Annotated in this window: 15 protein-coding genes; 7 read left to right on the top strand and 8 right to left on the bottom strand. The window is 67.5% G+C overall.

All coding sequences use genetic code 11. From position 1 onward, the window contains the following. The first annotated feature begins 44 nt into the window (after positions 1-44). Entirely contained in the window at positions 45-605 is a 561-nt protein-coding gene (locus ACSVDD_RS15645; protein WP_448190293.1) for a tetratricopeptide repeat protein, read from the top strand. A 26-nt stretch (positions 606-631) separates the two neighbouring features. On the opposite strand, the gene ACSVDD_RS15640 is transcribed toward ACSVDD_RS15645, so the two are convergent. From ACSVDD_RS15640 to ACSVDD_RS15630, 3 genes are read right to left on the bottom strand one after another with little or no spacing between them, the layout of a single operon-like run. Beyond that, complete coding sequence (locus tag ACSVDD_RS15640; protein WP_448190292.1) at positions 632-1,621, bottom strand: cation diffusion facilitator family transporter; 990 nt, start codon at positions 1,619-1,621, stop codon at positions 632-634. Positions 1,622-1,637: 16 nt separating this feature from the next. Further along, positions 1,638-2,096 (bottom strand): copper chaperone PCu(A)C, encoded by a 459-nt coding sequence (locus ACSVDD_RS15635; protein WP_448190291.1) that lies wholly within the window; start codon positions 2,094-2,096, stop codon positions 1,638-1,640. Between the two features lie 7 nt (positions 2,097-2,103). After that, a complete protein-coding gene (locus tag ACSVDD_RS15630; RefSeq protein ID WP_448190290.1) occupies positions 2,104-4,290 on the bottom strand; it encodes a heavy metal translocating P-type ATPase in 2,187 nt (728 codons plus the stop codon). 104 nt (positions 4,291-4,394) lie between these two features. On the opposite strand from ACSVDD_RS15630, the gene ACSVDD_RS15625 reads away from it, so the two are divergent. After that, entirely contained in the window at positions 4,395-4,811 is a 417-nt protein-coding gene (locus ACSVDD_RS15625) for a MerR family transcriptional regulator (protein ID WP_448190289.1), read from the top strand. Between the two features lie 315 nt (positions 4,812-5,126). Here the strand turns inward: ACSVDD_RS15625 and ACSVDD_RS15620 are convergent, their stop codons facing one another. The 3 genes from ACSVDD_RS15620 to ACSVDD_RS15610 all read right to left on the bottom strand — a co-directional run bounded on the left by ACSVDD_RS15620 (position 5,127) and on the right by ACSVDD_RS15610 (position 7,131). Then, on the bottom strand, positions 5,127-6,140 hold the full coding sequence (locus ACSVDD_RS15620; protein ID WP_448190288.1) for an inorganic phosphate transporter: 1,014 nt from the start codon (positions 6,138-6,140) through the stop codon (positions 5,127-5,129). Positions 6,141-6,225: 85 nt separating this feature from the next. Continuing rightward, on the bottom strand, positions 6,226-6,474 hold the full coding sequence (locus tag ACSVDD_RS15615) for a hypothetical protein (protein WP_448190287.1): 249 nt from the start codon (positions 6,472-6,474) through the stop codon (positions 6,226-6,228). A gap of 15 nt (positions 6,475-6,489) precedes the next feature. Next, positions 6,490-7,131 (bottom strand): DUF47 domain-containing protein, encoded by a 642-nt coding sequence (locus ACSVDD_RS15610; protein ID WP_448190286.1) that lies wholly within the window; start codon positions 7,129-7,131, stop codon positions 6,490-6,492. Positions 7,132-7,350: 219 nt separating this feature from the next. Between ACSVDD_RS15610 and hisE the strand changes: the two genes are divergently transcribed. After that, positions 7,351-7,734 carry a phosphoribosyl-ATP diphosphatase gene (hisE, locus tag ACSVDD_RS15605; protein ID WP_448190285.1) on the top strand — a complete coding sequence of 128 codons (384 nt, stop codon included), beginning with the start codon at positions 7,351-7,353 and terminating at the stop codon, positions 7,732-7,734. A gap of 52 nt (positions 7,735-7,786) precedes the next feature. On the opposite strand, the gene ACSVDD_RS15600 is transcribed toward hisE, so the two are convergent. Next, positions 7,787-12,637: an NAD-glutamate dehydrogenase gene (locus tag ACSVDD_RS15600; RefSeq protein ID WP_448190284.1), complete on the bottom strand. Its 4,851-nt coding sequence runs from the start codon at positions 12,635-12,637 to the stop codon at positions 7,787-7,789. A 123-nt stretch (positions 12,638-12,760) separates the two neighbouring features. On the opposite strand from ACSVDD_RS15600, the gene ACSVDD_RS15595 reads away from it, so the two are divergent. Beyond that, positions 12,761-13,000 (top strand): hypothetical protein, encoded by a 240-nt coding sequence (locus ACSVDD_RS15595; protein ID WP_448190283.1) that lies wholly within the window; start codon positions 12,761-12,763, stop codon positions 12,998-13,000. A gap of 59 nt (positions 13,001-13,059) precedes the next feature. On the opposite strand, the gene ACSVDD_RS15590 is transcribed toward ACSVDD_RS15595, so the two are convergent. Continuing rightward, positions 13,060-14,175 carry a THUMP domain-containing class I SAM-dependent RNA methyltransferase gene (locus ACSVDD_RS15590; RefSeq protein WP_448190282.1) on the bottom strand — a complete coding sequence of 372 codons (1,116 nt, stop codon included), beginning with the start codon at positions 14,173-14,175 and terminating at the stop codon, positions 13,060-13,062. A gap of 440 nt (positions 14,176-14,615) precedes the next feature. On the opposite strand from ACSVDD_RS15590, the gene ACSVDD_RS15585 reads away from it, so the two are divergent. From ACSVDD_RS15585 to ACSVDD_RS15575, 3 genes are read left to right on the top strand one after another with little or no spacing between them, the layout of a single operon-like run. Further along, a complete protein-coding gene (locus ACSVDD_RS15585) occupies positions 14,616-15,983 on the top strand; it encodes an MFS transporter (protein ID WP_448190281.1) in 1,368 nt (455 codons plus the stop codon). Between the two features lie 28 nt (positions 15,984-16,011). After that, positions 16,012-17,361 (top strand): MFS transporter, encoded by a 1,350-nt coding sequence (locus ACSVDD_RS15580; RefSeq protein WP_448190280.1) that lies wholly within the window; start codon positions 16,012-16,014, stop codon positions 17,359-17,361. A gap of 48 nt (positions 17,362-17,409) precedes the next feature. Beyond that, positions 17,410-21,165, top strand: coding sequence for a nitrate reductase subunit alpha (locus ACSVDD_RS15575; protein ID WP_448190279.1), 3,756 nt, complete (start codon positions 17,410-17,412; stop codon positions 21,163-21,165). The last annotated feature ends 3 nt before the right edge of the window (positions 21,166-21,168 follow it).

Raw genomic sequence — 21,168 nt, 5'->3', positions numbered from 1 at the left:
GGCCAGCGGCCACGATCCTCGGCTGCATCCTGCTGACCTGTTCGATGCCGAGCCTCGCTCCCGCGTCCGTCGGGAACATCGAAGATGACACCCGCCCCCTTTCAGTCCCCATCGGCTCCTCGCCCGGCGCGTGGCGGTTCGAGGGCGACGGGCCGGACGCGGTGGCACCGGAAGACGAAGCGGAAGGGGAGGCCATCGAGGGTGGCCAAGCCGAGAGCGGGCGCCCCGGCGCCGACGGCGCTCTGGCGATCACCGAGCTTCGGAGGGAAGCGGACGACGGTGACGCGGAGGCGCAGTACGAACTCGCCACTGCCTACGCCGTGGGGGGTGGTGTGCCGCGCGATCCGGCTGCCGCCGCCGAATGGATGGAGAGAGCCGCGCTTCAGGGCTTTCCTCCGGCCGTGGCTGACCTCGGGGTGATGTACCTTCATAGCGACGGCGTCCCCCGCGATCAGGTCAAGGCGTGCGCGCTCCTGACGGCCGCTGTTGGTCTCGCCGTTCCGGCGGAGATCCGGCCGGAGGTGGCGTGCGGCGCACTTTCGGCTGACGACCGGCAGGCGGCCAAGAGGATCACTGCGAACCGGGGGCTCTGGCGGCGCTCCTGACCCCTGTGTCCGCAGGACGACGGTCATCAGACGACATCGGACGGCGCCAAGTGGCAGTCGTCGCCGTCGTGTTCCACCTGGATGGTGGCATGGCCGATGCTGAACCGCTCCTTAAGATCGTGAGCGACCCGCTTCAGGAGCTCGTCGTCGGTCCCGGCGCCGGGGCGCACGAGGTGCGCCGTCAGCGCCGCGTCGGTCGTGCTCAGGCCCCAGATGTGCAGGTCGTGGACGGCGACGACGCCGGGCAGCCCAGCCAGATAGCCCTCGACCTCGGAGCGGTCGACGCCCTCCGGGACGGCGTTCATGGCAAGGTTCGCCGACTCCCGCAGCAGGCCCCAGGTGCCGACAACGATGACCCCCACGATGGCGAGGCTGACCAGCGGATCGAGCCAGAGCCAGCCCGTCCAGCCGATGAGCAGGGCCGCCGCGACGACGCCAAGCGACACGCCCGCGTCGGCCGCCATGTGCAGGTAGGCGCCCTTGACGTTCAGGTCGGTGTCCTTCCCGCCCATGAAGAGCCACGCCGTGACCGCATTGATGATGATGCCGACGGCGGCCACCCACATCACCACGCCGCCCTCGACCGGCTCGGGGTGCATCAGGCGCCCGGCCACCTCCCAGGCGATGGCGCCGACGGCGATCAGCAGGACGACCGCGTTGATCAGGGAAGCCAGGATGGAGGAACTGCCAAATCCGTAGGTGTGCCGGTGTGTCGGACGGCGCCGGGTGAGCCAAGCGGCGCCCCAGGCCAGCAGGAGACCGAGCACGTCGGACAGGTTGTGACCGGCGTCGGCCAGCAGCGCGACCGAGTTCGCCACGACGCCGTAGAACGCCTCGACGGCGACGAAACCGAGGTTCAGCGCCGTGCCGATGGCGAAGGCGCGGTCATAGCGCACCGGGCCATGATGATGGCCTCCGAGGCCGTGGGAGTGGCCCCCATGGTGCGCATGACCGTGGTCGTCGGCCTCATGGGTATGCCCGCCATGCCCGTGGGCATGCGCGTGGTCGTGCGACATGAACGTCGTCTCCTCGTCATTCGGGGTTCATGGCGCCGGGCTTGCCGACCTTGACCGGCACCTGCACGGTCCCAGCCCTCTCGAACGTCACCGCGAGCGGGAACTCCTGACCGGGCTTCAGCCCGCCCTTCAGGCCCATCAGCATGATGTGCGTGCCTCCCGGCTTCATCTCGACGATGCCTCCTGGCCGAAGCGCCAGCGGCCCCGCCTCCTGCATCTTCAGCACGTCACCCTCCTGCTTGGTCTCGTGCGCCATGACGTGCCCGGCAACCGGAGCCTGCATGGCGGTGATGCGGTCGGGCTGCTGGCCGGTGTTGCGGATGGTCAGGTAGGCGGCTCCGGTCGGCGCGGACGCCGGCGTCGCACGCGCCCACGCCTGTTCCACGACGAGGTCGCTGGACCGTATGGCATCGGCGCCCGCGGCGCCCGGCAGAGCGACCCACAGGGCGGCGAGCGCGAGGTGTTTGGTTCTCATGGGTCTCCTACTCCCGGGTGCCGCGATAGTGCCCAAGCAGCCGCAGCGCGTTCATGGTGACGATCACCGTCGCTCCGGTGTCCGCCAGGATGGCAGCCCACAGGTCCGTCACGCCAGTCACCGTGGTGGCCAGGAACACGGCCTTTAGGCCGAGGGCGATGGTGACGTTTTGATGGATGTTGGCCAGTGTCGCCTGCGACAGGGCGACCAGCGCGGCGACGTCGGCGACCCGGCCCCGCAACAGCGCGGCGTCGGCGGTCTCCAGCGCCACGTCCGTGCCGCCGCCCATGGCGATGCCGACGTCGGCGGCGGCCAGGGCCGGGGCGTCGTTGATGCCGTCGCCGACCATCGCGACCGATCCCTGCTCCCGCATCGCCGCGATCTCGCGGAGCTTGTCCTCGGGCAGCAGGTCCGCCTTCACGTTCAGGGCGATCGTTCGTGCGATGGCTTCGCTGGTCCGGCGGTTGTCGCCGGTCAGCATAACTGTGCCGAGGCCGAGCCTGTGCAGGGCGGCGACGCCATCCAAGGCGTCCGCCCGCGGCTCGTCGCGCACGGCGACGAGCCCGATCGGCTGGCCGTCCACGATGACGACGGCGACGGTCTTGCCCGCGTCCTCAAGGGTGGCGATGCGGTCGGCCAGGGTGTGCTCCGGCCCGCAGCGTTCCGCGTAGTGGCGCGGCGAGCCGACCTCGACGAGCTTCCCGCCGACAACCGCCTGCACCGCCCGCCCGGGGATGGCCTTGTGGTCGCGGGCCGGGCGGGGCGGCACTCCGGCGGCGGCGGCCCGCTCCAGCATGGCCGCGGCGATCGGGTGGGTGGACCCGTTCTCGACCGATGCCGCCAGCCCCAGCAGCGTGCGTTCGCTGCCGGACGCCGGGACGATGTCCGTCACCTGCGGCCGCCCCCGGGTCAGGGTTCCGGTCTTGTCGAAGGCGACGGTGCGGACGCGGCCGATCGCCTCCAGGGTGGCGCCCCCCTTGACCAGCAAGCCGCGCCGGGCACCGGTGGCGAGGCCCGAGGCGACGGCGGCCGGGGTGGAGAGCACCAGCGCGCAGGGGCAGGCGATCAGCAGCAGCGCGAGGCCGCGGTAGATCCAGGTGTGCCAGTCGGCCCCGAGCGCCAGCGGCGGGACAACCATGACCAGGGCTGAGAACCCGATCGCAGCGGGCGTGTACCGGGCGCTGAACCGCTCGATGAAGCGGGCCGTCGGCGACTTGCTCGCCTGCGCCTCCTCAACGAGGTGGATGATGCGGGCGATGGTGTTGTCGGCGGCGGCGCGGGTGACGCGGACCTGGAGGGCCGCGGTCGTGTTGATGCCGCCCGCGAAGACGGCCGAGCCAACCCGCTTGAGGACCGAAACCGACTCCCCCGTGACGGGGGATTCGTCGACGTCGGACTCGCCGTCCATCACCTCGCCGTCGGCAGGGACGCGCTCGCCGGGGCGGACCAGAACGATCTGTCCGATCTCCAGGCGGGAGGCCGGAACCTCGCGCGCGACATCCCCCTCGAGGAGCAGGGCAGTGCGGGGCACGAGAGCGCCGAGCGCCGCGATCCCGGAGCGGGCATGGCTCGCCGCGACGCCCTCCAGCAGTTCGCCGACGGCGAAGAGCAGGACCACGACGGCCGCCTCAGGCGTCTCGCCGATGAGCAGCGCGCCGCCCGTGGCGACACTCATCAGCATTTCGATGCTGAAGGGCGACCCGGCTCGGGCCAGCGCGACGGCACGGCGGCCGAACATGGCCAAGCCGACCAGGGCGGCCGGAAGCAGCGCGTACAGCTGCGCAAGGGGGATGAGCCAGGAGGCCAGGTAGCCAGCCGCGACGAGGACGCCGATCAGCGCCGCCGACCTGCCCCTGGGCGTACCCCACGACCACGGCCGCTCGCCGGGAATGGGAGCTCCGTCACCGCCGAGGCCCGCGCCGCCTGCGATGACCCGGGGATCCTCCAGCGTGGCGACCTCGAACCCGAGGCTCCGGATGGTATCCTCCAGCTTCGGCCGTGGCGTGGCTGTCTCGTCCAGTTTCAGCTTCAGCACCTGGGTGTGGAAGTTGAGGCTGATGTCATCGGCGCCAGGGACGCGGCGCAGGGCGGTCTCGACCTTGGCGACGCAGCTGGCGCAATCCATGCCCGTCACCCTGTAGCGCAAGGTCTGTTCTGCCGCGCGTGTGGCCCGTTCGACGGTGTGCTCCTGCATGCCGCGCTCCGGTGTCTGGACCGGCGCCGCATGCCTTCGGATGCTGCGCTCGGCCCCTCATCGCGCTACCATGGACCCTGTACCAACTACAGGGTCAACAGGCGATGTCGGGAAAATCAGCAGCCCGGGGATGCACGATCGGCACGCTGGCCAAGGAGACCGGCGTAAACATCGAGACGATCCGGTTCTACGAGCGCGAGGGGCTCGTCCCGGCGCCGCCGCGGACGGCGGGGAACTACCGGCTCTACGGGGCCGAGCACGTGCGCCGCCTGACATTCATCCGTCGGGCGCGCGACCTCGGGTTCCCGCTCGACGTGGTCCGGGCAATGCTCGCACTGGCCGACCAGCCGGACCGGCCGTGCGGGGAGGTGGACGACCTCGTCGTCGAGCAGCTGCACGAGGTCGAGCGCAAGATCGCCGACCTCCAGCGGTTGCGCGAGGAGCTCGACCGCTTGGCCCACCAGTGCCGCCGCGGGGGCCGCATGGCCGACTGCCGCATCATCGAGGCACTGTCGCCATGACTTTCGGTTCGCATCCGCTCGCCGCCTAGCTGAACCAGGCCAGCACTTCGTCGAGCGTTGCCCCCCACTCGGATTGTGCGACCGCCGTACAGCTGCACGATGGTCTCATCGCGACAGGGATCGGCGTCACACAAGGAACCGTCGGCACCGGAGAAACTCCATTCACCGAGTGGAAATATCCTAGAGGGGTGAATGCCGCGCCTCCGGCGCGGCAGAGGGGCCGTCAATGAGGCCCCTCGTGCCTCGGGCGCGAGGACGTGACCATCCGGAGGGGACGCGCAGCGGAGTGAGGGAAGGAGCGGGAGCGCCCCGCGTTCAAGGGAACAGCGGCGCGCTGATCCAATACGTGATCGCGGCAATGACAGCGGACGCGGGGATGGTGATGATCCAAGCCCAGACGATGCCGCGGGCGACCCCCCAGCGGACGGACGACGTCTTCCTCGCGGCGCCCGCGCCCATGATACCGCCGGTGATGGTGTGCGTCGTCGAGACCGGAACGCCCATGTACGTCGCCAGGAACAGGGTAATTGCCCCGGCACCCTCGGCGCAGAACCCTTGCATGGGCTTCAGGTCGGTGATCTTCGAGCCCATGGTCTTGACGATGCGCCAACCGCCCATCAGCGTTCCCAGGCCCATTGCCGCTTGGCAGATGAGGACCACCCAAAACGGGATGTGGAACTCGCTACCCATGTATCCCTGGGAAAACAACAAAATTCCGATAATCCCGATGGTCTTTTGAGCGTCGTTGCCTCCATGTCCCAAGGAATAAAGGGCGGCGGAGAAGAGTTGTCCGTGGCGAAAACGACGGTCTACGGTAAACGGCGTAGCTTTCACGAACAGCCACGACACAATAACCATTAGAAGCTGTGCAATGATAAAGCCAAGGAGTGGAGACAAGACAATGCCAGCAACCGTCTTGCTGATGCCTTCCCAAGCCAATACAGAAGCCGTTCCAGTCTTGGCCAAGGCGCCGCCGATGAGGCCGCCGATGAGGGCGTGGCTGCTGCTCGACGGAATTCCACCCCACCAAGTGATGATGTTCCAAGCGATGGCGCCACCAAGTGCCCCTAGCACAACCTGAGGATCGGCGATTGTCGGATCTATGATGCCCTTGCCGATGGTGTTCGCAACGTGAAGCCCGAAGAACAGGAATGCGATGAAGTTGAAGAAAGCAGCCCAAACAACAGCGTATTGTGGTTTGAGAACTCGCGTTGATACGACTGTTGCAATACTGTTGGCTGCATCGTGCATGCCGTTGGATAGGTCGAATGCGAGGGCGATTACGATGATTGTAACCAGGAGCGGAAACCCAATCGACATCGTGTCCATGGTGGACTCCAGGGCGCCCGGCGTCAGGGGCGAGTCAGAAATGGTAGGGAGTGTTCGTAGGTCTGCCAGGCGCAAGCCATTGAATCTAAATACATAATATGCGGGCTGTGGGTATAAGGGTCTTCTGCGCGTCGTTGCCGCCGTGCCCCAGCGAGTACAGCGACGCCGAGACGAACTGCAACTGGCGGAAGCGCCGGTCCACCGCGAACGGCGTGGCGCTGACGATGCCCGTGCCGATGGTGTTGGCGACGTGCGTGCCGTTGATAAAGTCGAAGAACAGTGCGAGCGCGATCAGTCCGACCAGCGCCGGCATGGCGAGCGTCATGGCATCCATGGGGCGGGCTCCCGGTCAGACCTGTTCGATGACGATGCCGTCGATCACGTTGGCGACGTCGTCGCAGTGATCGACGATCTCCTCCAGGAGTTCGTAGATCTCCTTGAGGATGACGAAGCGCTTGGGGTCGTGCTCCCCGGCGGTCAGTTGGGACAGGCAGTCGCGCATCAGCGCGTCCGTCTCGCCCTCGATCCGCGAGATTTCCACGCTCATGCGCTGGAGGTGCTTCAGGTTGTTGTTGATCGAACCGAGCAGCGGCACCCCCTCGCGCAGCAGCCGGGCGCACTGCATGGCGGCGTCGGCCATCTGGCGCATCGCCGGGGTGAACTCGGTGATGTTGTAGATCATGATGCGCTGCGCCGTTTCCTCGATGAAATCGATGGTGTCATCCATCGACGTGATCAGCGCGTGGATGTCCGAGCGGTCGAACGGCGTGATGAAGCTGCGGTGGATGGCCTGGAGCGTGCGCTTGGTGATCTGGTCGGCGGCGTGCTCGGCGGCCAGGATGCGCTCGAACGCCGCCCGCCGGTCGCTCCCCGCGCTCAACAGGTCCTGCAACGCCGCGGCTGCGTCCATGATCCGCTCGGAGTGCTCGCAGAAATGGTCGATAAACTTCTCTTCCCTGGGCATCATGGCGCGGAACAGGCGAAGAAACATGACCATGGGTCCTTGGCGGGGTGGCGGGTGGACGGCGGCGGTGGTTTAGCACCGGACGCTGGTGCCCGCCAGATGCATGACATATTTATGGCGATGGCGGCGGCAATCCGGGCTTCCGCCGGCCGGGCGGCGGCCGGGCGGCGGCCGGGCGGCGGATGGCGGGGCTCTTCCGCTGTTGATGCCGGCAGCGAATCGGGGAAGCCGGAAGAGCGGGGGCGCATGGTTCACTACATCGGTATCGACGTCCTGCGCTCGCTGCACGAGGGCATCGTCGCGCGGCGCAAGGGCGACGCCAAGACCTCGCGCACCGCCAAGCTGTTCTCCCAGGGCAGCCGCAAGGTGGCGGCCAAGGTCGGCGAGGAAGCGGTCGAGGTGGTCATCGAGGCCATGCGCGACGACAAGCACGGCGTGGTGATGGAGAGCGCGGACCTGCTCTATCACCTCGTGGCGCTGTGGGTGGACCTTGGCATCAAGCCCGACGTGGTGTGGGCCGAGCTGCGCCGCCGCGAGATGACCTACGGTGTCGCCGAGAAGCTGCTCAAGGAGGAGGACGCGCCGGCTGCCGTGGTGGCGCGGCCGAAGAAGGCGCGGAAGGGGAAGTAACGTTTTGTCCCTCCCCCGCCGGAGGCGGGGGAGAGCTTGAAACCGCTCCCGCCTATCCCGCCGTCAACCCCCGCAACTGCCGGTTCGCCACCGCCAGCATGGCGAGGTCCACGTTGGCCTGGGTGCGCAGCTCCGATACCAGTTGCTCTACCCGCTCGACCACCGACCGGCGCAGCGCGATCCAGGAATCCACAGGGGACTCCACCGGCGCTTCCGCCGACAGCCCGCCCGTGCCGTCCAGCACGCGCACGGTCAGTTCCTTCTGGTGCGCGAACAGGTCGTCGACGATGGCCGCCACCGCCTGCTTCTGCCAATGGTTGTCGCTCTTGGCGCCGCTGGCCTTGTCGCGCAGCCACTCCAGCCCGAAGCGCCGGCCCAGCATGAAGTACACCGCCGCCACGCCGGCCACCTCGCGTCCGGTGCGCTCGGCGATGCGCACGAGGTCCGGCGCCGAGGCCAGCACCGGCAGGGCTGCGATGCGCTTCGCCAGCTCCTCCGGCACCCCCTGCGCCGTGTAGAGCGCGGCGCGCGCCGCCAGCCGCGCCGCTTCTTCGGCGTCCAGCACCGCCTCAAGACCCGCGCTCAGCGCCTCGACGCCGGGGCGGTAGATCTCGGTCTCCGCGGCGATGGACAGCGGGTGCGTGCCGCCGGTGAGGAACCACGCCACCGTGCGCTCCATCAGCCGGATCGTCTCGGCCAGCATGGCGGTCTGCACCGCCGCCGGCACGCACGTGTCCAACTCCTCGATGGCCTTCCACAGCGGGCGCAGCTGGAAGGCGTCGCGCACGATGGCGTAGGCCCTCGCCACGTCGGCCGGCCCCATGCCGGTCTTCTCCATCATCTCCTTGACGAACACCGGGCCGACCCGGTTGACGATGGAGTTGGTCACCCCAGTGGCGACGATCTCGCGCCGCAGCCGGTGCCGGGCGATGGCCTCGGCGAAGCGCTCGCGCAGCGGCACGGGGAAGTAGCGCACGAGGTCCTCGTGCATGAACGGGTCGTCCGGCAGGTCGGACGCCAGCAGCTCGTCGTACAGCGTGATCTTGGCATAGGCCAGCAGCACCGCCAGCTCCGGCCGGGTCAGCCCCTGGCGGTTGGCCATGCGCGCCGCCAGTTCCTCCTCGTCCGGCAGATACTCGATGGCGCGGTTGAGCCGCCCGGCCTTCTCCAGCGCGCGGATGAAGCGCGCCTGCGGCTCCAGCATGTCCGGCCCGCGCGCCTGCGCGATGGTCAGCGCCTGGCTTTGCAGATAGTTGTCGGTCAGCACCAGCGCCGCCACCTCGTCGGTCATCGCCACCAGCAACTGGTCGCGCTGCTTCACGGTCATGTCGCCGCGCGCCACCACGTCGTTCAGCAGGATCTTGATGTTCACCTCGTGGTCGGAGGTGTCCACGCCCGCCGAATTGTCGATGGCGTCGGTGTTGAGCCGCACGCCGGCCTGCGCCGCCTCGATCCGGCCGCGCTGGGTGACGCCGAGGTTGGCGCCCTCGCCGATCACCTTGGCGCGCACGTGTGCGCCGTCGATGCGCAGCGCGTCGTTGGCCTTGTCGCCAACCTCGGCGTTGCTCTCGTCGGAGGATTTCAGGTAGGTGCCGATGCCGCCGAACCACAGCAGGTCCACCTCGGCCTTCAGCATCGCCTGCATGAGTTCCGCCGGGGTGACGTGCTCGGCGATGATGCCGAAGCGCTCGCGGATCTCCGGCGTCAGGACCAGCGACTTGGCCGAGCGCTCGAAGATGCGCCCGCCCTTGGACAGCAGCGCTGCGTCGTAGTCCGCCCACGACGAGCGCGGCAGCGCGAACAGCCGCTCGCGCTCGGCGAAGCTGGTTGCCGGGTCCGGGTCGGGGTCGCAGAAGACGTGGCGGTGGTCGAAGGCGCCGACCAGTTTGGTGTGCTTCGACAGCAGCATGCCGTTGCCGAACACGTCGCCGGACATGTCGCCGACGCCGACGACGGTGAAGTCCTGCGCCTGGATGTCGCGATCCAGCTCGCGGAAGTGGCGCTTGACCGACTCCCACGCACCGCGCGCGGTGATGCCCATCTTCTTGTGGTCGTAGCCTTGGCTGCCGCCCGACGCGAAGGCGTCGCCCAGCCAGAACCCGTAATCCAGCGACACCGAGTTGGCGATGTCCGAGAAGGTCGCCGTGCCCTTGTCGGCAGCGACCACCAGATACGGGTCGTCGCCGTCATGGCGCACCACGTCCGAGGGCGGCACCACGCTGCCGTCGGCGGCCAGATTGTCGGTGATGTCCAGCAGGCCGCGCATCAGCGTCTTGTAGCACTCCACCCCCTCGGCCAGCGCCGCCTCGCGCCCGGCCGATGCCGGCGGCGGGCGCTTGACGACGAAGCCGCCCTTGGAGCCCACCGGCACGATGACGGTGTTCTTGACCATCTGCGCCTTCATCAGGCCGAGGATCTCCGTGCGGAAGTCCTCGCGCCGGTCGGACCAGCGGATGCCGCCGCGCGCCACCTTGCCGCCGCGCAGATGCACGCCCTCCATGCGGGGCGAGTAGACGAACACCTCGACCCACGGGCGCGGCAGCGGCAGTTCGTCGATGGCCATGCTGTCCAGCTTGAAGGACAGGTAGCTCTTGGGCTGGCCGTCGGCGCCCTTCTGGTAGGCGTTGGTGCGCAGCGTGACGCGCACGAGGTTGACGAAGCGCCTGAGGATGCGGTCCTCGTCCAGGTTGGTGACGGCGTCCAGCGCCGCTTCGATGTCGGCGAGGATTGCCGCTTCATCGCCGGGCTTGGCGGGATCGAAGCGCGCCTGGAACAGGCGGACCACCAGCCGGGCGGTCTCCGGGTGGGCGGCCAGCGTCGCCTCGACGGTGTCCTGAGTGAAGGCGAAGCGGGCTTGGCGCAGGTACTTGGCGTAGGCGCGCAGCACCGTCACCTCCCGCGCGCTCAGCCCGGCGCGCAGCACCAGCCGGTTGAAGCCGTCGTCTTCCATCCGGCCGTCCCACACCGCGCCGAAGGCGTTCTGGAACGCCTCCTTCGCCACCGCTACGTCCACCGGCGCGCCGGTCAGCGTGCGCAGCGCGAAGTCGTGGATCCACACCGGCGCCGGTCGGCCGGCGACGGCGACCTCGAAGGGCTGTTCGGTGATGACCTTGAGGTCCATGTGCTCCAGCATCGGCAGCACGTCGGACAGCGGGACGGGATTGCCCTCGTGGTAGATCTTGAAGTGCAGCTCGGCCGGTTCGGCCTCCAGCGGGCGGTACAGGTTGATGCCCATGCGGCCGTGCTGCACGGCGGCCTCGATGCGCTCGATGTCGTGCACCGCGGCCTCGGCGGCGAACGCCTCGCGGTAGCTGGTGGGGAAGGCTTGCGTATAGCGCTCCAGCAGGCTGGCGCCAGCCTCGTCGCCGCGCGCGTCCACCAGCGCGTCCTTCAGCATGTCGGTCCAGTCGCGCGCCGCTTGGACCAGCCGCGCCTCGATGTCCGCCACCGAATAGGCCGGCGCCCGGCCGGGTTCGGTCTTGATGATGAAGTGGATGCGCGCCAGCACGCTCTCGGCCAGCTGCGTGGTGAAGGAGGTGCAGGTGCCGTTCAGCGCCGCTTCCAGGATCACCTGCATGCGCCGCCGCAGTTCGGTGTCGTAGCGGTCGCGCGGCACGAACACCAGACAGGAGGCGAAGCGCTCGAACGGGTCCTTGCGCACGAACAGCGCGAGGCGCTGGCGCTCCTGCAGATGCAGGATGCCCAGCACCGTGTCGAACAGCTCCTCGACGCTGGCCTGGAACAGCTCGTCGCGCGGGTAGGTCTCGATGATGTTGAGCAGCGCCTTGCCGTCGTGGCTCCGGGCATCGAATCCGGCCCGCTCGATCACCGCCGCCACCTTGCGGCGGACGAAGGGAATGTCGCGCGGGCTGCGGTTGTAGGCGGACGAGGTGAACAGGCCGACGATCAGCCGCTCGCCGACGATCGTCCCATCGGCGTCGAAGCGCTTCAGCAGCACGGCGTCCATGTGCACCGGCCGGTGCACGTCGGAGCGTTTGTTGGCCTTGGTGACCATCAGCGCGCGCGGGGCCCGCAGGAACTCGCGCACGTCGGGCGCCAGCGCCGAATAATGCCGCAGCCCGTCGAAGACGGTGATCTGGTCATCGTGCAGGATGCCCAGCCCGCTCTCCGGCACCAGGGTCAGCGCCGGCTCGCCGCCGGCCGGCGCCGGCTCGAACCGGTACTCGCGGTAGCCGAGGTAGGTGAAGTGGTCCTCGTCCATCCAGCGCAGGAACGCCTCGGCCTCGGCCACCTCGTCGGCGGGCAGCGTGGCGCGCATGGCCGGCACCTCGGCCAGAACCCCCTGGACCTGGGCGCGCATGGCGCGCCAGTCCACCACCGCGCCGCGGACCTCGCACAGCACGCGTTCCAGCCCGGCGCGCACACGCTCCAGCGCCGCGGCGTCGGAGTGCGCGTCGACCTCGACGTGCATGTAGGATTCGGCGGTGGCGTCCTTCGGCGCCGCGTCCGGCTCGTACAGCTCGGTCAGCCGGCCGTTCCCGTCGCGCGCCACCCGCACCACCGGGTGAATGACCAGATGCACGGTGAAGCCCTGGCGGTTCAGCTCGGAGGTGACGGAATCCACCAGGAACGGCATGTCGTCGTTGACGATCTCCACCACCGTGCGCGGCGACTGCCAGCCGTGCTCCTCGATGCGGGGGTTGTAGACGCGCACAGTGGCCTTGCCCGGCTCGCGCTTCTGGCCCCACTGCCACATGGCGATGGCGGCGCCGTAGAGCTGGTCGGCGGGTGCCTGGACGATGTCGTCCGGCGGCACGTTGGCATAGAACTGCCGCACGAATCGCTCCGCCAGATCGACCCGGCTGCGATCAAGGCGTCCGCGCACCTGGCGGACCACCTCCTCGGTCAGCTCGTCCTTGAGCTGCTCGGCACGGAGCGCCATGACCTGTCCTCCCCAAACCCTTTTCTATCGTTGCTGCAAGGGTAGCTGATCCACGGCCCGTGGCAAGCGCGCACTCCCCCGTATGTGACGACCCGCAATCTTCAGGAGAACCCGCAGGCCTTCTTGTTCCTGATCGACTATGCCCGCCGGCGCCGCGTGAAGATCTGGGGGACGGCTCGGGTCGTGAAGAACGATCCGGAGCTTATCCGCCGCCTGGAATTGGACACCTATCCGGCCGAAGCGGAACAAGCGGTTCTGTTCACGGTGAAGGCCTGGGACGTCAACTGCACAAGTCACATCCCCCCTCGTTCTCGGCGAGGAGGCCGCCGGCACCATCAGAACGCTTCAGTCGCGGATCGCTGAGCTTGAGCGTGAAAACGCGGCTCTCAAGGCGGCTGGCCGATGACGTCCCGGTTGATCCGTCAGGTCAGTGGGCCAGTCAAGAACAACGTCACACGCAGTCCCCCATGCGACACCGGGGCAGCGGGAGGCGCGAAGGGCAAGCTGGTCGCCTTGGCGAGCGATGCCTCGTTCGTCACCAGCCCCACTCTCCAGCCGACGAAACGGGTGAGGAGTGTTTGTCCGAGCGCGTGGTAGAGCGCATAGAGGGGCTTCTTGTCCCCGATCCGGGTGCCGTATGGCGGGTTCACGATGACGAGGCCGGGCGGTCCGCTCGGCGCAACGAGGTCGCTGATCGCGTGCTGCCGGAACTCCGTCAGCTCGGCGACTCCTGCACGCGCCGCGTTGGCGCAGCTCATGCCGATCGCGCCTGCGTCGCGGTCGCTGCCGTAAAACCGGACGGCAGGCTTGGCACCGCCCCCTGTGGCGCGCAGACGCTGCCAAGCCGCCTCGTCGAAGGTTGCCAGTTGCTCGAAGGCGAAGCGCCGCGACCGGCCAGGGTTGAGGCCGGCGGCGATTTCCGCCGCCTCGATGACGAAGGTGCCCGACCCGCACATCGGATCGACGACGGGCTCGGTGCCGTCATATCCGCATTGCCGCAGGAAGAGAGACGCCAGGGTCTCCCGCATCGGTGCCTTGTTGACGGCCTCCTTGTGCTCGCGCTTGTGCAGGGATTCGCCCGACGTATCGACGCTGATGGTGCATAGATCATCATCGATGCGCGCCTTGATACAGACCTCGGCGTCACGAGAAACCGGCGCGCCGAGTTCCTCCTGGATCGCCCGTTCGATCCGCTGCGCCGCGGCACCGGCGTGATAGATGCGGGAGCCCTTGCAGGCCGCCTCGACGCGGACCGGCACATCGGGACGCAGGATGTCGCCCCACGCCAGGCGGCGCGCGCGCTTGTCCAACTGGGCGAGATGAAACGCCCGGAAGGCGCCGATGCGCGCAAGAACGCGGCTGGCACCTCGGACCTCGAGGTTCGCCCGCCAGACGTCGGGCCAGCCGCCCCTTACCGTCACCCCGCCCTTGACGGGCGTGGGGTCCTTGAATCCCTTGGCCTGCACCTCCGCGCAGAGCACGGATTCCAAGCCGGGGGCGGTCACGATGAAGATTTCGAAGTCGCCGTCTGCGTTCATCCCGCTTACTTATCGCGAAGACATGTCGCTATCGACATCTTTCTCGCTGCGCCCCCCCCCTTGCGCGCGGGGGCTCGTGACGGCGGCTCTCGTTCGCTGTGTACGGCATCGGGGCCGCGGCTCCAGTGAGGCCGCCTTCCTACCCGACACCCCAGCCCAGACCGACATCCGAGCGATTTACGCGCCAAAGCCGAGTCGCCGCAGAAAAACGGCGCCTCGGCCTTTCATGACATTTATCAAGAAGCCATAAGACGTCAATCATATAACCAACCGCCATAGGTTAAACATTACAAAAAGCCGCCATTATGGTGCGACATATTCTCCGGTACTTGCCGTTCTTGATCGCGGTCAAGCGGTCACGGCCACGCATTGCCGATCAATACCCCCTCTACGCATAGGGACAGGCGATTGACGCCGGCCCAACCCACGGGGGTGAAGCGATGATGAACCTGGATACCGTCACGCCCGGACAGCAGGCACGGGCGCTGACCTTGAGCACGGTGGCGTTCACCGTGTGCTTCGCGGTGTGGACGATCTTCGCCATCATCGGCGTGCAGATCAAAAAGGACCTCGGCCTCTCCGACACCCAGTTCGGCCTGCTGGTCGGCACGCCGATCCTGACGGGCTCCTTGAGCCGGCTGTTCCTCGGCATCTGGACGGATCAGTACGGCGGCCGCATCGTCTACACGGCGGTGATGCTCGCCGCGGCGGTCGCCACGCTCGGGCTGACGCTGGCCTACGACTACCCGACCTTCCTCATTGCCGCGCTGTTCGTCGGCATCGCCGGCGGCTCGTTTGCGGTGGGCATCGCCTACACCTCGCGCTGGTACAAGAAGGACCGCCAGGGCACGGCGCTGGGCATCTTCGGCATGGGCAACGTGGGCGCTGCGGTCACCAAGTTCGCCGCGCCCTTCGTCATGGTCGCCTTCGGCTGGAAGATGGTCGCCATGGTGTGGGCGGCGGCGATCTTCCTGATGGCGGTGATCTTCTGGTTCTCCACCGAGGACGATCCCGTCCTCCAGGAGCGCCGCGCCAAGAACCTGCCGGCCGAATCGACGGCGATGCACCTGTCGCCGCTGAAGAACCTCCAGGTCTGGCGCTTCTCGCTCTATTACTTCTTCGTGTTCGGCGGCTTCGTGGCGTTGGCGCTGTGGCTGCCGCGCTACTACATCGGCGCCTACGGGCTGGACATCCAGACCGCCGGCATGCTGGGTGCGGCGTACTCGATCCCCGCCTCGATCTTCCGCGCCTTCGGCGGCGTGCTGTCGGACAAGTACGGCGCCCGGCGCGTCATGTACTGGACGTTCGGCATGTCGGTGCTCTGCACCTTCCTGCTGGCCTACCCCGACACCCACTACGTGGTGCAGGGCATCAAGGGGCCGATCGAGTTCGACATCAAGCTCGGCTTCATTCCCTTCACGCTGATCGCCTTCGTGCTGGGCTTCTTCATGTCGCTCGGCAAGGCCGCGGTCTACAAGCACATCCCGGCGTACTACCCGAACAACGTCGGTTCGGTCGGCGGCATCGTCGGCCTGATCGGCGGCCTGGGCGGCTTCATCCTGCCCATCGCCTTCGGTGCCATGAACGACATCATGGGCGTGTGGACGAGCTGCTTCATGCTGCTCTTCCTGATCGTCTCCGTGTCGTTCCTGTGGATGCACGTCACCATCCAACAGATGGAGCGCCGCCGCGTGCCGGCGCTGGCCGAGCTGCCCGAACTTCCGGAAATGGAAGGCATGAAGCGCTCCGCCGCAGCCGCTCCCGCGGATGCGCCGTTGGCCGCCGAACCCATCACGCCGCGCGCCTAGAAAAAGACCTCACAGGGGAAACACAACCATGACTGCTGCACCCGCGACGGCGCTGCCGTCCGACACGGTCGCCGACTGGCGGCCAGAGGACGCGACCTTCTGGGAAGCCACCGGCAAGCGCCTCGCATGGCGCACGCTGTGGCTCACCACCGCCAACCTGATCATGGCGTTCATCGCCTGGTTCCTGGTGTCGGCGCTGGTCGTTCGCCTGCCCGGCATCGGCTTCAAGTTCACGCCGACCGAGCTGTTCTGGCTGACCGCCATGCCCGGCCTTGCCGGCGGCACCATGCGCATCGTCCACACCTTCCTGGTGCCGCTGTACGGCACGCGCCGGGTGGTCGGGTGGTCGACGCTGAGCCTGCTGATCCCGCTGGTCGGCCTCGTCTACGCGGTGCAGGACCCGACGACGCCCTACTGGGTGCTGATGGCGCTGGCCTTCTCGGCCGGCCTGGGCGGCGGCAACTTCTCGTCCTTCATGCCGTCGACCAGCCTGTTCTTCCCGAAGCGCCTGCAAGGCACGGCCCTGGCGATCCAGGCCGGCATCGGCAACTTCGGCGTCTCGGTGGTGCAGTTCCTGACGCCGTGGGTGATCGGCTTCGCCGTGTTCGGCGGCGTGCTGGGCGGTCCCGAAGTGTTCACCAAGGGCACCGCGCAGTCGTCGATCTGGCTGCAGAACGCCGCGGCGATCTACGTCCCCTTCGTCATCGTGTTCGGGCTGGCCGGCCTCGCCATGCTGAAGAGCGTGCCGGTGCGCGCCAACGTCAAGGAACAGCTCGACATCTTCGGCAACAAGCACACGTGGCTGATGACGTCGCTGTACGTGATGACCTTCGGCTCGTTCTCCGGCTTCTCGGCGACCTTCCCGCTGCTGATCAAGCAGGTGTACGGCGGCTTCCCGAACGCGCCGGACCCGCTGGCCTACGCCTTCCTCGGCCCCCTGGTCGGCTCGCTGATGCGCGTCGTCGCCGGCCCGATCTCCGACAAGTTCGGCGGCGCCATCGTCACCCAGATCTCGGGCATCGGCCTGCTGGTGTGCACCGTTGCGGTGACGTTCTTCACGGCGCCGACCTCGGTGGAAAGCTTCCCGTGGTTCGTCGGCTGCATGCTGGCGCTGTTCTTCTTCACCGGGGTGGGCAACGCGTCCACCTTCAAGCAGATCCCGATGATCCTGCCGCCGCGGCAAGCCGGCGGCGTCATCGGCTGGACCGGTGCCGTGGCCGCCTACGGGCCGTTCATCTTCGGCATGCTGTTCGGCGCGTCGTTCTCGATGACCGGCTCGCCCAACGCCTTCTTCTACGGCGCCGGCGTCTTCTACGTCATCAACATCGCCATCAACTGGTGGTTCTACGCGCGCAAGGGCTGCGAAGCCCCGTGCTGAGCAAGCAATTGCTGACACGATAATGCGCGAGCGTTAGGGAGCTTTATTATGAGTCACTTCCTCGACCGCCTGATGTTCTTCAAGAAGAACGTCGGCACCTTCTCCAACGGCCACGGCGTGGTCACCCAACAGGACCGTTCCTGGGAGGAGGCCTACCGGAATCGCTGGCGGCACGACAAGATCGTCCGCTCGACGCACGGAGCGAACTGCACGGGCTCGTGCTCGTGGAAGATCTACGTCAAGGGCGGCATCGTCACCTGGGAGACGCAGCAGACCGACTACCCGCGCACCCGCGCCGACCTGCCGAACCATGAGCCGCGCGGCTGCCAGCGCGGGGCCAGCTATTCCTGGTACCTGTACTCGGCCAACCGGGTGAAGTACCCGCTGATCCGCTCGCGCCTGCTGCGCCTGTGGCGCACGGCCAAGCACGCCCACAAGGACCCGGTGACCGCCTGGGCCTCCATCGTCGAGGACCCCGCCAAGGCGCACGAGTACAAGTCGTTCCGCGGTCGCGGCGGCTTCGTCCGTGCCCAGTGGGACGAGGCGCAGGAGATCATCGCGGCGGCCAACATCTACACCGCCAAGACCTACGGCCCCGACCGCGTCGCCGGCTTCTCGCCGATCCCGGCCATGTCGATGGTCAGCTACGCCGCCGGCTCGCGCTACCTGTCGCTGTTCGGCGGCGTGTGCATGAGCTTCTACGACTGGTACTGCGACCTGCCGCCGGCCTCGCCGCAGACCTGGGGCGAGCAGACCGACGTGCCGGAATCGGCCGACTGGTACAACTCGAAGTTCCTGATGATGTGGGGCTCCAACGTGCCGCAGACGCGCACGCCGGACGCCCACTTCATGTCCGAGGCGCGCTACAACGGCACCAAGACCGTGGTGGTGACCCCCGACTATTCCGAGGCGTCGAAGTTCGCCGACCTCTGGCTGCACCCGCAGCAGGGCACCGACGCGGCGCTGTCCATGGCGATGGGCCACGTCATCCTCAAGGAATGGCACCTCGCGGCCAAGAGCCCGTATTTCGAGGACTACTGCCGCCGCTACACCGACATGCCGTTCCTGGTGCGTCTGGTGAAGCAGGGCGAGCATTACGTCGCCGAGCGCATGCTGCGCGCCTCGGACTTCGCCGACGGCCTCGGCGAGACCAACAATCCCGAGTGGAAGACGGTCGCCATCGACGAGGCGACCGGCAAGGTGGTGGCGCCGCTGGGCTCCATCGGCCATCGCTGGGGCGAGAAGGGCAAGTGGAACCTCAAGGACGAGGACGCCCAGGGCAACAAGCAGTCGCTGCGCCTGTCGCTGATCGACGTGCGCGACGACGTGGCGCCGGTCGGCTTCCCCTACTTCGGCCGCCGCGCGCCCGAGTATTTCCGCGGCACCGAGCATGCCGAAGTGCAGGTCCGCAACGTCCCCATCAAGAAGGTGGCGCTGAAGGACGGTGAGGCGCTGGTCGCCAACGTCTACGACCTGTTCATCGCCAATTACGGCATCGACCGCGGTCTGGGCGGCGGCAACGTCGCCACCAGCTTCGACGACGATGTGCCCTACACCCCGGCGTGGGCCGAGCGCATCACCGGCGTCAAGAAGGACCTGATCGTCACCACGGCCCGCGAGTTCTCGGCCAACGCGCACCAGACGAATGGCAAGTCGATGATCATCATCGGCGCCGCCATGAACCACTGGTACCACATGGACATGAACTACCGCGGCATCATCAACATGCTGGTGATGTGCGGTTGCATCGGCCAGGAGGGTGGCGGCTGGGCCCACTACGTCGGCCAGGAGAAGCTGCGCCCGCAGCCGGGCTGGACGGCGCTGGCCTTCGCGCTCGACTGGGGCCGCCCGCCGCGGCAGATGAACTCCACCTCCTACTGGTACGCGCACACCGACCAGTGGCGCTACGAGAAGGTCGGCATCAACGAGATCCTGTCGCCGACCAGCGACGTCAGCGTCTCCGGGTCGATGATCGACTTCAACGTGCGGGCCGAGCGCATGGGCTGGCTGCCCTCCGCGCCGCAGCTCGAACTCAACCCGCTGGAGTTGACCAAGCAGGCCGCCGCCGCCGGCAAGGACGCCAAGGACTACGTGTCCGAGCAGCTGAAGGCCGGAAGCCTGCGCATGAGCTGCGAGGACCCGGACAACCCCAAGAACTTCCCGCGCAACCTGTTCGTCTGGCGGTCCAACCTGCTGGGTTCGTCGGGCAAGGGGCACGAGTATTTCCTCAAGCACCTGCTGGGCACCGAGAACGGCGTGCAGGGTGGCGACATCGGCGTCACCGGCGAGGACAAGCCGGAGGAGATCGTCTGGCACGACAAGGGGCCGGAGGGTAAGCTCGACCTGCTGGTCACGCTGGACTTCCGCATGTCCACGACCTGCGTCTACTCCGACATCGTGCTCCCCACCGCCACGTGGTACGAGAAGCACGACCTCAACACCTCGGACATGCACCCGTTCATCCACCCGCTGACCGCGGCCGTCGATCCGGCCTGGGAAGCGCGTTCGGACTGGGACATCTTCAAGGGCTTCGCCAAGAAGGTGTCGGAGCTGTCGCCCGGCCATCTCGGCGTCGAGAAGGACCTCGTGCTGGTGCCGCTCCAGCACGACACGGCCGGCGAGCTGGGCCAGGCGCTGGACGTCAAGGAGTGGCGCAAGGGCGAGTGCGACCTGATCCCCGGCAAGACCGCGCCGGGCATGGTCGTGGTCGAACGCGACTACCCGAACATCTACAAGCGCTTCACGTCGCTCGGGCCTCTGATGGAGAAGCTCGGCAACGGCGGCAAGGGCATGGCCTGGGACACCAAGGACGAGGTCGAGTTCCTCAAGGAACTCAACGGCACCGTGGTGGAAGAGGGCCAGAGCCAGGGCCTCGCCAAGATCGAGACCGACATCCAGGCCTGCGAGGTCATCCTGACGCTGGCGCCGGAAACCAACGGCCACGTGGCGGTCAAGGCGTGGGATTCGCTGTCGAAGAACACCGGCATCGACCACACCCACCTCGCCATCCCGCGCGAGGACGACAAGATCCGCTTCCGCGACGTCATCGCCCAGCCGCGCAAGATCATCTCCTCGCCGACCTGGTCGGGTCTGGAGAGCGAGAAGGTCTGCTACAACGCCGGCTACACCAACGTGCACGAACTGATCCCCTGGCGCACGCTGACCGGCCGTCAGCAGCTCTACCAGGATCATCCGTGGATGCGGGCGTTCGGCGAGCAGCTGTGCGTCTACAAGCCGCCCGTCGACATGAAGACCATCAAGTCGGTCATTCAGGAAAAGGCGAACGGCAACGCGCAGGTGGTGCTGAACTGGATCACCCCGCACCAGAAGTGGGGCATCCACTCGACCTACACCGACAACCTGCTGATGCTGACGCTGTCGCGCGGCGGTCCGATCATCTGGATGAGCGAGACCGACGCGAAGAAGGCCGGTATCGAGGACAACGACTGGATCGAAGCCTACAACGTCAACGGCGCGATCGCCTGCCGCGCCGTGGTCAGCCAGCGCGTGCCCGAAGGCATGTGCATGATGTACCACGCGCAGGAAAAGATCGTGAACACGCCGGGCGCCGAGACCACGAAGATGCGCGGCGGCATTCATAACTCGGTGACGCGCACCATCACCAAGCCGACGCACATGATCGGCGGCTACGCCCAGCAGAGCTACGGTTTCAACTACTACGGCACGGTGGGTGCCAACCGCGACGAGTTCGTCATCATCCGCAAAATGAAGACCGTGGACTGGATGGAAGACCCTGCGCCGGCCTATCGGCCGGTCACGGCCCCCGCCCAGGCCGCCGAGTAAGGA

This window comes from Azospirillum terrae (genome assembly GCF_053470425.1).
The sequence above is the reverse complement of the archived record's forward strand: the minus strand, read 5'-3'. Positions and strand labels throughout refer to the sequence as shown.

Coding starts and splice junctions, on each gene's coding strand:
- ACSVDD_RS15645 (WP_448190293.1), top strand. CDS start 45: ATGCCGAGCCTCGCTCCCGCGTCCGTCGGGAACATCGAAGATGACACC.
- ACSVDD_RS15640 (WP_448190292.1), bottom strand. CDS start 1,621: ATGTCGCACGACCACGCGCATGCCCACGGGCATGGCGGGCATACCCAT.
- ACSVDD_RS15635 (WP_448190291.1), bottom strand. CDS start 2,096: ATGAGAACCAAACACCTCGCGCTCGCCGCCCTGTGGGTCGCTCTGCCG.
- ACSVDD_RS15630 (WP_448190290.1), bottom strand. CDS start 4,290: ATGCAGGAGCACACCGTCGAACGGGCCACACGCGCGGCAGAACAGACC.
- ACSVDD_RS15625 (WP_448190289.1), top strand. CDS start 4,395: ATGTCGGGAAAATCAGCAGCCCGGGGATGCACGATCGGCACGCTGGCC.
- ACSVDD_RS15620 (WP_448190288.1), bottom strand. CDS start 6,140: ATGGACACGATGTCGATTGGGTTTCCGCTCCTGGTTACAATCATCGTA.
- ACSVDD_RS15615 (WP_448190287.1), bottom strand. CDS start 6,474: ATGGATGCCATGACGCTCGCCATGCCGGCGCTGGTCGGACTGATCGCG.
- ACSVDD_RS15610 (WP_448190286.1), bottom strand. CDS start 7,131: ATGTTTCTTCGCCTGTTCCGCGCCATGATGCCCAGGGAAGAGAAGTTT.
- hisE (WP_448190285.1), top strand. CDS start 7,351: ATGGTTCACTACATCGGTATCGACGTCCTGCGCTCGCTGCACGAGGGC.
- ACSVDD_RS15600 (WP_448190284.1), bottom strand. CDS start 12,637: ATGGCGCTCCGTGCCGAGCAGCTCAAGGACGAGCTGACCGAGGAGGTG.
- ACSVDD_RS15590 (WP_448190282.1), bottom strand. CDS start 14,175: ATGAACGCAGACGGCGACTTCGAAATCTTCATCGTGACCGCCCCCGGC.
- ACSVDD_RS15585 (WP_448190281.1), top strand. CDS start 14,616: ATGATGAACCTGGATACCGTCACGCCCGGACAGCAGGCACGGGCGCTG.
- ACSVDD_RS15580 (WP_448190280.1), top strand. CDS start 16,012: ATGACTGCTGCACCCGCGACGGCGCTGCCGTCCGACACGGTCGCCGAC.
- ACSVDD_RS15575 (WP_448190279.1), top strand. CDS start 17,410: ATGAGTCACTTCCTCGACCGCCTGATGTTCTTCAAGAAGAACGTCGGC.